The sequence below is a fragment of the Streptomyces sp. NPDC048111 genome (assembly GCF_043202815.1).
Taxonomy (GTDB): Bacteria; Actinomycetota; Actinomycetes; order Streptomycetales; family Streptomycetaceae; genus Streptomyces.
This window is the reverse complement of record NZ_JBIDBD010000023.1, coordinates 13676-24405: the sequence shown is the minus strand read 5'-3', so window position 1 is coordinate 24405 and position 10730 is coordinate 13676. Positions and strand designations below refer to the sequence as shown.

10 protein-coding genes are annotated in these 10730 nt (G+C 73.4%); 9 read left to right on the top strand and 1 reads right to left on the bottom strand.

Going from position 1 to position 10730, the window contains the following annotated elements; genetic code table 11:
• The first annotated feature begins 70 nt into the window (after positions 1–70).
• The 8 genes from ACGF3I_RS27260 (at position 71) to ACGF3I_RS27225 (ending at position 8769) form a co-directional block, all read left to right on the top strand.
• Positions 71–1183, top strand: coding sequence for a quinone-dependent dihydroorotate dehydrogenase (locus ACGF3I_RS27260; RefSeq protein WP_393136431.1), 1113 nt, complete (start codon positions 71–73; stop codon positions 1181–1183).
• A complete protein-coding gene (gene pyrF, locus ACGF3I_RS27255) occupies positions 1180–2013 on the top strand; it encodes an orotidine-5'-phosphate decarboxylase (protein WP_393136429.1) in 834 nt (277 codons plus the stop codon). The genes ACGF3I_RS27260 and pyrF overlap by 4 nt, the downstream gene beginning before the upstream one ends.
• 372 nt (positions 2014–2385) lie before the next feature.
• Positions 2386–2709: an integration host factor gene (locus ACGF3I_RS27250; RefSeq protein ID WP_053724505.1), complete on the top strand. Its 324-nt coding sequence runs from the start codon at positions 2386–2388 to the stop codon at positions 2707–2709.
• A gap of 38 nt (positions 2710–2747) precedes the next feature.
• Entirely contained in the window at positions 2748–3341 is a 594-nt protein-coding gene (gene gmk / locus ACGF3I_RS27245) for a guanylate kinase (RefSeq protein WP_393136427.1), read from the top strand.
• 80 nt (positions 3342–3421) lie between these two features.
• A complete protein-coding gene (gene rpoZ / locus ACGF3I_RS27240) occupies positions 3422–3694 on the top strand; it encodes a DNA-directed RNA polymerase subunit omega (protein ID WP_017242218.1) in 273 nt (90 codons plus the stop codon).
• 129 nt (positions 3695–3823) lie between these two features.
• Positions 3824–5056 carry a bifunctional phosphopantothenoylcysteine decarboxylase/phosphopantothenate--cysteine ligase CoaBC gene (gene coaBC, locus ACGF3I_RS27235; RefSeq protein WP_393136425.1) on the top strand — a complete coding sequence of 411 codons (1233 nt, stop codon included), beginning with the start codon at positions 3824–3826 and terminating at the stop codon, positions 5054–5056.
• Positions 5057–5300: 244 nt separating this feature from the next.
• Positions 5301–6509, top strand: coding sequence for a methionine adenosyltransferase (gene metK, locus ACGF3I_RS27230; protein ID WP_393136423.1), 1209 nt, complete (start codon positions 5301–5303; stop codon positions 6507–6509).
• A 112-nt stretch (positions 6510–6621) separates the two neighbouring features.
• The gene (locus tag ACGF3I_RS27225; protein ID WP_393136421.1) at positions 6622–8769 is read left to right on the top strand and encodes a primosomal protein N'; all 2148 of its coding nucleotides are present in this window, start codon (positions 6622–6624) and stop codon (positions 8767–8769) included.
• A gap of 76 nt (positions 8770–8845) precedes the next feature.
• Here ACGF3I_RS27225 and ACGF3I_RS27220 read toward each other — a convergent pair whose 3' ends face one another.
• Positions 8846–9373 carry a hypothetical protein gene (locus ACGF3I_RS27220; RefSeq protein WP_393136419.1) on the bottom strand — a complete coding sequence of 176 codons (528 nt, stop codon included), beginning with the start codon at positions 9371–9373 and terminating at the stop codon, positions 8846–8848.
• Positions 9374–9777: 404 nt separating this feature from the next.
• On the opposite strand from ACGF3I_RS27220, the gene fmt reads away from it, so the two are divergent.
• Positions 9778–10722: a methionyl-tRNA formyltransferase gene (fmt, locus tag ACGF3I_RS27215; protein ID WP_393136417.1), complete on the top strand. Its 945-nt coding sequence runs from the start codon at positions 9778–9780 to the stop codon at positions 10720–10722.
• Positions 10723–10730 lie beyond the last annotated feature (8 nt).

Genomic DNA, 10730 nt, shown 5'->3' with positions numbered 1-10730 from the left:
CGAGGGGGACACCGGAAACGGTGTCCCCCTCTTCATGAGCCCTCTCCACGAGCCCCTGAGGACACCGAACATGTACAAGCTCTTCTTCAACCTCGTCTTCCGGCGGATGGACCCCGAGCAGGCCCACCACATGGCCTTCCGCTGGATCCGTCTGCTGGCCCGCGTTCCCGTCCTGCGGACCTTCGCCGCCGCCGTGCTCGCGCCCCGTCACAAGGAGCTGCGCACCGAGGCGCTCGGCCTGCGCATGCACGGCCCCTTCGGCCTCGCGGCCGGCTTCGACAAGAACGCCGTCGCGATCGACGGCATGGCGATGCTCGGCTTCGACCACATCGAGATCGGCACCGTCACCGGCGAGCCCCAGCCCGGCAATCCCAAGAAGCGGCTGTTCCGCCTCGTGCAGGACCGCGCGCTGATCAACCGCATGGGCTTCAACAACGAGGGTTCGGCGGCCGTGGCGGAGCGCCTGGCGTCCCGCAGGGCGGTGTTCCGCACCACGGTCGGCGTCAACATCGGCAAGACCAAGGTGGTCCCCGAGGCCGAGGCCGCCGCCGACTACGTGAAGTCGACCGAGCGCCTCGCCGCCCACGCCGACTACCTCGTCGTGAACGTCTCCTCGCCCAACACCCCGGGCCTGCGCAACCTCCAGGCCACCGAGTCGCTGCGCCCGCTCCTGACGGCCGTGCGCGAGGCCGCCGACCGCAGCGTGAGCGGCCGCCGCGTCCCGCTGCTCGTGAAGATCGCCCCCGATCTCGCCGACGCCGACATCGACGCGGTCGCCGACCTCGCGGTCGAACTGGGCCTGGACGGCATCATCGCCACCAACACGACGATCGCCCGCGACGGCCTCGGCCTGACGTCGCCCGCGGCCCTCGTCAAGGAGACCGGCGGCCTGTCCGGCGCCCCCCTCAAGGAGCGCTCCTTGGAGGTGCTCGGCCGGCTGTACGCCCGCGTCGGCGACCGGCTCGTCCTGATCGGCGTCGGCGGCATCGAGAACGCCGAGGACGCCTGGCAGCGCATCCTGGCCGGTGCCACCCTGGTCCAGGGCTACAGCGCCTTCATCTACGAAGGCCCGTTCTGGGCCCGCGCGATCCACAAGGGCCTCGCCGCCCGGCTCGCCACCTCCCCGTACGCGACGCTCGCCGAGGCCGTCGGCGCCGAGACCCGGAAGAAGGCCGCCGCATGACCCCCTTCGGTACCCGACTGCGCGAGGCGATGGACGCCCGCGGCCCGCTGTGCGTGGGCATCGACCCGCACGCCTCGCTGCTGGCCGACTGGGGCCTCGACGACGACATCGCGGGCCTCGAACGCTTCACCCGCACCACGGTCGAGGCACTCGCCGACCGGGTCGCGCTGCTCAAGCCGCAGTCCGCGTTCTTCGAGCGGTTCGGCTCGCGCGGCGTGGCCGTCCTGGAGAAGGCCGTCGCGGAGGCCCGCGCGGCCGGCGCCCTGGTCCTGATGGACGCCAAGCGCGGCGACATCGGCTCGACCATGGCGGCGTACGCGGCCACCTACCTGGACCCGGCGTCCCCGCTGTTCTCGGACGCGGTCACCGTCTCCCCGTACCTCGGCTTCGGCTCGCTGCGCCCGGCGCTCGACCTCGCGGCCAAGTCCGGCTCGGGCGTCTTCGTGCTGGCCCTGACCTCCAACCCGGAGGGCGCCGAGGTGCAGCGCTCGACCACGGCGGACGGCCGCTCGCTGGCCCAGCTGATGCTGGACCACATGAAGGCCGAGAACGAGGGCGCGTCGCCGCTCGGCTCGGTCGGCGCGGTCGTGGGTGCCACGCTGGGCGACGCCGGGGCGGACCTCGACATCAACGGCCCGCTGCTGGCCCCCGGCATCGGCGCCCAGGGCGCGACCCCGGCGGACCTGCCGGGCGTGTTCGGCTCCGCCGTGCGCAACGTGGTGCCCAGCGTCAGCCGGGGCGTCCTGCGCCACGGCCCGGACACCGCCGCACTGCGCGAGGCCGCGGCCCGCTACGCCGACGAGGTCCGCGCGGCGCTGCCGCGGGGATGATCGACCACGGCGCCCCGGTGTGACATGTGTCGCACCGGGGCGCCGTGCCGTGCGGACGCGGCGGAGGGTCACCAGGTCCGGCGCCGTGGCGGAGGAAAACCGCCGACGGGGAGGGCGCGAGGTCCCCGGACGCGGAACGTTGACAATTTCCTTACTCAAAACCGGGTTGTTTTGTCCGGAAAGTCCCGGTCGGTTGAGGCTGACCAGGACTTTTCGTCTGTTCTCGCTGACTGGAGCGGCCTTGGCCGCTAGTCTCCGACGAGAGCAGACGAGCACGTGCGCGAGTGCGTGGTCCGTTGCTCGCCTGGTGTGGGGCGATCAGGTTCCTCACCGGTCCGTATCCGACAGTTCGACATCCGAGGTGACGTAGGCGTGGCTCTTCCGCCCCTTACCCCTGAACAGCGCGCAGCCGCGCTCGAAAAGGCCGCCGCGGCTCGCCGGGAGCGGGCCGAGGTCAAGAATCGACTCAAGCACTCCGGCGCCTCGCTCCACGAGGTCATCAAGTCGGGCCAGGAGAACGACGTCATCGGGAAGATGAAGGTCTCCGCCCTCCTTGAGTCCCTGCCCGGCGTGGGCAAGGTCCGCGCCAAGCAGATCATGGAGCGGCTCGGGATCTCCGAGAGCCGCCGCGTGCGGGGGCTCGGCTCCAACCAGATCGCGTCCCTTGAGCGTGAGTTCGGCGGCTCCGGGGCCTGACGTCTCGGGCATGCCCGAGAAGCTGGAATAATCGCCGCATGGCAGCAACACCCCGGGGGACCACCCCCGTACCCCCGGACGCACGTCCGCGGCTGACCGTGCTCTCCGGCCCCTCCGGGGTCGGCAAGAGCACGGTCGTCGCTCATATGCGCAAGGTCCATCCCGAGGTCTGGCTCTCGGTGTCGGCGACGACCCGCAAGCCGCGGCCCGGCGAGCGCCACGGCGTGCAGTACTTCTTCGTGGACGACGAGGAGTTCGACAAGCTCGTCGCCAACGGCGAGCTGCTCGAATGGGCCGAGTTCGCGGGCAATCGCTACGGCACCCCGCGCGCGGCCGTCCTCGAACGCCTCGAAGCGGGCGAGCCCGTCCTCCTGGAGATCGACCTCCAGGGCGCGCGCCTCGTACGGTCCTCGATGCCCGAGGCCCAGCTCGTCTTCCTCGCGCCGCCGAGCTGGGACGAACTGGTCCGCCGCCTCACCGGCCGCGGCACCGAGGCGCCCGAGGTCATCGAGCGCCGGCTCGCCGCCGCGAAGATCGAACTGGCCGCGGAGGCCGAGTTCGACACGACCCTGGTCAACACCTCGGTCGAGGACGTCGCCCGTGAGCTGCTAGCCTTGATGCGAGTTGTTTGATCCAGTCGTATGACGTCATTTACCCGGCGTCGGCGTCCGTGTCATCCATCTCACATTCGATCCCCATCGGAAGGCAGAGAGTGTCCTCTTCCATGACCGCGCCCGAGGGCATCATCAACCCTCCGATTGATGAGCTCCTCGAGGCCACCGACTCGAAGTACAGCCTGGTGATCTACGCGGCCAAGCGTGCCCGCCAGATCAACGCGTACTACTCGCAGCTCGGTGAGGGCCTGCTCGAGTACGTCGGCCCGCTGGTGGACACCCACGTCCACGAGAAGCCGCTCTCGATCGCGCTGCGCGAGATCAACGCGGGTCTGCTGACCTCGGAGGCCATCGAGGGCCCCGCCCAGTAGGCACGACGTTTTCCACCACAGGCCCGGCAGCGCGACTGCCGGGCCTGTGGTGTGTCATGGGTACGTGCACGCGGACGTTCGCGCGGGCACGTACACGCATCAGGCGCGCGGGGAGAGGCGAGTTTTCCGATGGCCAAGCCGAAGGTCGTTCTGGGGGTCAGCGGCGGTATCGCCGCCTACAAGGCGTGCGAGCTGCTGCGCCGGCTGACCGAATCGGGCCACGACGTACGGGTGGTGCCGACCGAGGCGGCGCTGCACTTCGTCGGGGCCGCCACCTGGTCGGCGCTCTCCGGCCACCCCGTCTCGACCGAGGTCTGGTCCGACGTCCACGAGGTGCCCCACGTCCGCATCGGGCAGGACGCCGACCTCGTGATCGTGGCGCCGGCCACCGCCGACCTGCTCGCCAAGGCCGCCCACGGCCTCGCGGGCGACCTGCTCACCAACACCCTGCTCACCGCCCGCTGTCCGGTCGTCTTCGCGCCCGCGATGCACACCGAGATGTGGGAGCACCCCGCCACCCAGGAGAACGTGGCCACGCTGCGTCGCCGTGGCGCGGTCGTCGTCGAGCCGGCCGTCGGGCGCCTGACCGGCGTCGACACCGGCAAGGGGCGGCTGCCCGACCCGGGCGAGCTGTTCGAGGTGTGCCGCCGGGTGCTCGCGCGTGGCGGCTCCGCGCGGGACCTGGCCGGGCGGCACGTGGTGATCAGCGCCGGCGGCACGCGCGAGCCCCTCGACCCGGTCCGCTACCTCGGCAACCGCTCCTCCGGCAAGCAGGGGTACGCACTGGCCCGCACCGCCGTCGCGCGCGGGGCCCGGGTCACCCTGATCGAGGCCAACACCGGGCTCCCGGACCCGGCGGGCGCCGATGTGGTCCGCGTCGGCACCGCCGTCCAGCTGAGGGGGGCCGTGCTGAAGGCGGCGCCCGGGGCGGATGCCGTGGTCATGGCGGCGGCGGTGGCCGACTTCCGGCCGGAGTCCTACGCCGCCGGGAAGATCAAGAAGAAGGACGGCGAGGAGCCCGCGCCGCTCACCCTCGTCCGCAATCCGGACATCCTCGCCGAGATCTCGGCCGAGCGGGCGCACCCGGACCAGCTGGTCGTCGGCTTCGCCGCCGAGACCGACGACGTGCTCGCCAACGGCCGTCTCAAGCTGCGGCGCAAGGGCTGCGACCTGCTCGTGGTCAACGAGGTCGGCGAGCGCAAGACGTTCGGCTCCGAGGAGAACGAGGCCGTGGTGCTCGGCGCCGACGGCTCCGAGACCCCGGTGCCGTACGGTCCCAAGGAGGCTCTCGCCGATGTGGTGTGGGATCTCGTGGGCGCCCGGTTCGGATCCGGCGACTCGGCCACCGGCGACGCGGTCTAGCGCCGCGTCCGGGTCCGCGCGGGGCGTCCCTGGCGGGCCGTGGCCAGGTCCGCGCGAGACGTCCGGGGCCAGGATCGCCGGCCGCGGATCGACCGGATCCGGAGATCCGCGCACTCCACGGAGCGAGACACGTGGTCCAACGAACGGAACCGACCGATAAACTGGTCTCGGAACGCAGCCGGGCGCAGCTCCCGGCGCGACCTACCATGATCAGCCAGCAGCCGCTGCAACCCCAGGGAGCATTGTGTCCCGTCGTCTCTTCACCTCGGAGTCCGTGACCGAGGGTCACCCCGACAAGATCGCTGACCAGATCAGCGACACGATCCTCGACGCGCTCCTGCGCGAGGACCCGACCTCGCGCGTCGCCGTGGAGACCCTCATCACCACGGGCCAGGTGCACGTGGCCGGAGAGGTCACGACCAAGGCGTACGCGCCGATCGCCCAGCTCGTGCGCGACAAGATCCTGGAAATCGGCTACGACTCGTCGAAGAAGGGCTTCGACGGGGCCTCCTGCGGCGTCTCGGTGTCCATCGGCGCGCAGTCCCCGGACATCGCCCAGGGTGTCGACACCGCCTATGAGACCCGGGTCGAGGGCGACGAGGACGAGCTGGACAAGCAGGGTGCCGGCGACCAGGGCCTGATGTTCGGCTACGCCTCGGACGAGACGCCCGAGCTGATGCCGCTGCCGATCCACCTCGCGCACCGTCTCTCGCGCCGCCTGACCGAGGTCCGCAAGAACGGGACCATCCCCTACCTGCGCCCCGACGGCAAGACCCAGGTCACCATCGAGTACGACGGCGACAAGGCCGTCCGGCTCGACACGGTCGTCGTCTCCACGCAGCACGCGAGCGACATCGACCTGGAGTCGCTGCTCGCTCCCGACATCCGCGAGTTCGTCGTCGAGCACGTCCTCAAGCAGCTCGTCGAGGACGGCATCAAGCTCGACACCGACGGCTACCGCCTCCTGGTGAACCCGACCGGCCGCTTCGAGATCGGCGGCCCGATGGGCGACGCGGGTCTGACCGGCCGCAAGATCATCATCGACACGTACGGCGGCATGGCCCGCCACGGCGGCGGCGCCTTCTCCGGCAAGGACCCGTCGAAGGTGGACCGCTCGGCCGCCTACGCGATGCGCTGGGTCGCCAAGAACGTGGTGGCCGCCGGCCTCGCCGCGCGCTGCGAGGTCCAGGTCGCGTACGCGATCGGCAAGGCCGAGCCGGTCGGTCTGTTCATCGAGACGTTCGGCACCAACACGGTCGACAACGAGAAGATCGAGACGGCCATCACCCAGGTCTTCGACCTGCGCCCGGCCGCCATCATCCGTGACCTCGACCTGCTCCGCCCGATCTACGCCCAGACCGCCGCGTACGGCCACTTCGGCCGCGAGCTCCCCGACTTCACCTGGGAGCGCACGGACCGCGTGGACGCGCTGCGCGCCGCCGCGGGTCTGTAACCGAGGCACCGCGAGAGGGCCCCGGACCGGGGGAACCGGGTCCGGGGCCCCCGTGCGTCCCGAGCTGTGCGGCGCCCGGCGCTGTCAGTCCCCTCTGGTAGGAATGGGCGCTGTGAGCAGCGAGAACGAACCGCAGGGGGAGGGCCCCGACCACCGGGCCCCGGAGCAGCTCGCGCTGATCCGGGAGACGGTGCGCAAGGCCAAGGTGCCCCGGGCCAAGCCGCGGACGTGGCGCGGCGCCGCGCTCGCCGGGGAGCTGCCGGTCGCCCGGGTCGTGGTGAACAAGGGAGTGCTCCACCTCGACCAGTTCTTCGACTACGCCGTCCCCGAGGAGCTGGACGCCGACGCGCAGCCCGGTGTCCGGGTGCGGGTGCGCTTCGGAGCCGGCTCGCGCAACGTCCGGGACGGCCGCCGCGAGGGCGGCGGCCTGATCGACGGGTTCCTCGTCGAGCGCCGCGCCGAGTCGGACTACGCGGGCCCGCTGGCGGCCCTCGCCGGTGTCGTCTCGCCCGAGCGGGTGCTGAGCCCGGACATGCTCGCGCTGGCCAGGGCCGTCGCCGACCGGTACGCGGGGAGCCTCGCCGATGTGCTCCAGCTCGCCGTGCCGCCGAGGAACGCCCGGGCCGAGTCGAAGCCGTCGCCCCCGCCGCCCCCGCCGCCGGCCCCGCCCGAGCCCGGCACCTGGCAGCGCTACCCGCAGGGCCCCGCGTTCCTGCGCGCGCTCGGCACCGGCGGCGCGCCGCGCGCGGTGTGGACCGCGCTGCCGGGGCCGCACTGGGCGGAGGAGATCGCCCGGGCCGTCGCCGCCACCCTCGCCTCCGGCCGCGGCGCCCTGGTCGTCGTCCCGGACGGACGGAGCGCGGGCCGGGTGGACGGGGCGCTGACCGCCCTCCTCGGCGAGGGCCGGCACGCGCTGCTCACCGCCGACTCCGGCCCCGAGCGGCGCTACCGGCAGTGGCTCGCGGTGCGCCGGGGCGCGGTACGGGCCGTGGTGGGCACCCGTGCCGCCATGTTCGCCCCCGTCGAGAACCTGGGCCTCGTCGTGGTGTGGGAGGACGGTGACTCCAGCCACAGCGACGACAACGCCCCCTTCCCGCACGTACGGGAGGTGCTGGAGCTGCGCGCCACCCACGACGCGTGCGGCTTCCTGCTGGGCAGCACCAGCTGCACCGTCGAGGCCGCCCAGCTCGTGGAGAGCGGCTGGGCCGCGCCCCTGGTCGCCGAGCGCGCGGTGGTCAGGGCCGCGGCCCCCCTCGTACGCACCGTGGGCGACGGCGAGCTGGCGCGCGACGAGGCGGCCCGCGCCGCCCGGCTGCCGAGCCTGGCCTGGCAGGCCGTGCGCGAAGGCCTCAAGAGCGGCCCCGTACTCGTGCAGGTGCCCCGCCGCGGGTACGCGCCCCGGCTCGCCTGCGCCCGTTGCCGCGAGCCCGCCCGCTGCCGGCGGTGCTCGGGACCGCTCCAGGCGCCGGACGAGCGGGAGTTGACGTGTGCCTGGTGCGGCACCGCGGAGGGCGACTGGCACTGCGCCGAGTGCGGCGGGGCCCGGCTGCGCGCCCAGATCGTCGGCGCCCGCCGCACCGCGGAGGAACTCGGCCGGGCCTTCCCCGCCGTGCCCGTGCGCACCTCGGGCCGCGACCACGTGCTCGACCAGGTGCCGGGACAGCCGGCGCTCGTGGTGTCCACCCCGGGCGCCGAGCCCGTCGCCGAGGGCGGGTATGCGGCGGCGCTGCTCCTGGACGGCTGGGCGATGCTGAGCCGCCCCGACATCCGGGCCGGCGAGGAGGCCTTGCGGCGCTGGATCACGGCGGCCGCCCTGGTGCGGGGTCAGGACGAGGGGGGCACGGTCGTCGTGGTCGCCGAGCCCACCCTGCGCCCGGTGCAGGCGCTGGTCCGCTGGGACCCGGTCGGCCACGCCCTGCGCGAGCTGGCCGAGCGGGCCGAGCTGGGCTTCCCGCCGGTCTCCCGGATGGCCGAGGCCATCGGGCGCCCCGAGGCGGTGGCCGCCTTCCTCGGTGCGGCCCAACTGCCGCCCGAGGCGCAGGTGTTGGGGCCCGTGCCGCTGCCGGTCACCGATCCCGGGCGGCCCCGGCGGCCGGGCGATCCGCCAGTGGGCGAGCAGTGGGAGCGGGCCCTGGTGCGGGTGCCGCCGGGCAGGGGCGCGGCGCTCGCCGCCGCCCTCAAGGCCGCCCAGGCCGCACGGCTCGCCCGGGGCGGCGGCGAGGCGGTGCGGCTCAGGATCGACCCGCCCGACATCGGCTGAGCCGCCCGCCCCGGGGACCGGCACGGGTGTGCCCCCGCGCCGGTCACAGGCACGGGGGCACGGCGGGGCGGGGGAGTCAGCCGTTGCGGGGGCCGGGGAAGGCGCTGGTGCGGACCTCCTCGCGCAGGGACTGGCTGCTCGCCGTCGGCTGCGGCGGCATGGAACGGGCGGCGGGCACGGCGGACAGCGGCGGCAGGGCGCGGGGCGCCACGGCCTCGGCGGGAAGTTCGTCGACCTGCCCCGCGGCCGGCGCGTTCGCCCGGCGGGACCCGTAACGGCGGTGCACCGCCTGCTTGGTGACGCCGAGGGCCGAGCCCACCGCGTCCCAGGAGAAGCCGAGCGAACGGTCGAAGTCGACGGCCGCGGTCACCAGCGTCTCGACGCTGTCGCGCAGCTCCTGGGCGAGCCGTACGGTCGGGGCCGGGGCGCGTCCGTACACGACGAAACCCGTGGAGGGGCCGGAGCGGCGCGGGCGGTAGACGTTGCCCAGCTGCGCCGTGAGGGTGCGCAGGGCGTCCACCTGCCGGCGGACCCGCTCGATGTCACGCACCAACAGGTGCAGGCTGGCCCGCGCTTGGGCGTCGTGAGTTGCGTGGTCGGCCATGGGCAAGCCTCTCGAACCGGCGATGAAGGGGATGAAGGGGATGAACGGGATGATGAGGACGGTGCTGCTGCGTGGGTCTGTGTCGGGTGGGTCTGTGTCGGTCGGTGCTGGGTCGCGCTGTGCTGGGTCGCGTGGTGCTGTGTTGACGTGGAGCGGGTGTTGAAGAGGCGCGGGGCGCGGGGGCGGCCCGATGCGGTCAATCTCTTTTGACCAACGCGCCACCTCCTGTTGGGGTCACGCTGCGGGGGCGTATGGGCATATGCACAGGGCGCGCGAAGCCCCGTACGCCCCTGCCGAACGGGAGCCGCCGACCGCCCCGCGCGGCCCCGGACACCTGCGCGTACGCCATCGCCCGGGGGCCCATAGACTGAGACGCTGCTCTCGACAAAGCGAGGTAACCCCCAGTGAAGCTCGTCTTCGCAGGCACCCCCGAGGTCGCCGTCCCCGCCCTGGACGCCCTGATCGCCTCCGGCCGGCACGAGGTCGCCGCGGTCGTCACCCGGCCCGACGCACCCGCCGGACGGGGCCGCCGCCTGGTGGCGAGCCCGGTCGCCGAGCGGGCCGCGGAGGCCGGCATCGAGGTGCTCAAGCCCGCGAAGCCGCGCGACGAGGAGTTCCTGGCCCGGCTGCGCGAGATCGCGCCGGACTGCTGCCCGGTCGTGGCGTACGGCGCGCTCCTTCCCCGGGTCGCCCTCGACATCCCGGCCCGCGGCTGGGTCAACCTGCACTTCTCGCTGCTGCCCGCCTGGCGCGGGGCCGCCCCGGTGCAGCACGCGGTGATGGCGGGCGACGAGATCACCGGCGCCGCCACCTTCCTGATCGAGGAGGGGCTGGACTCAGGGCCGGTCTACGGCACGGTCACCGAGGAGGTCAGGCCCACCGACACCAGCGGGGACCTGCTGACCCGGCTCGCGTTCGCGGGCGCGGGGCTGCTCGCCGCCACCATGGACGGGATCGAGGACGGCTCCCTGAAGGCGGTGCCGCAGCCCCCCGACGGCGTCTCGCTCGCCCCGAAGATCACCGTCGAGATGGCGCACGTCGACTGGTCGGCCCCGGCGCTGCGCGTGGACCGTGTGGTGCGCGGCTGCACCCCGGCGCCCGGTGCCTGGACCGTCTTCCGCGGCGAGCGCCTCAAGCTGATCCAGGCGGCCCTGGTCACCGACCGCACCGACCTCGCGCCCGGCGAGCTCTCGGCCGCCAAGAACAACGTGTACGTCGGCACCGGCTCGCACGCGGTGGAGCTGCTCTGGGTCCAGCCGCAGGGCAAGAAGCCCATGCGCGGCGCCGACTGGGCCCGCGGGGTGCGCATCGCCCCGGGTGAGCGCGTGGGTGCGGCGGACGTAGGCTGAAGGGGTTC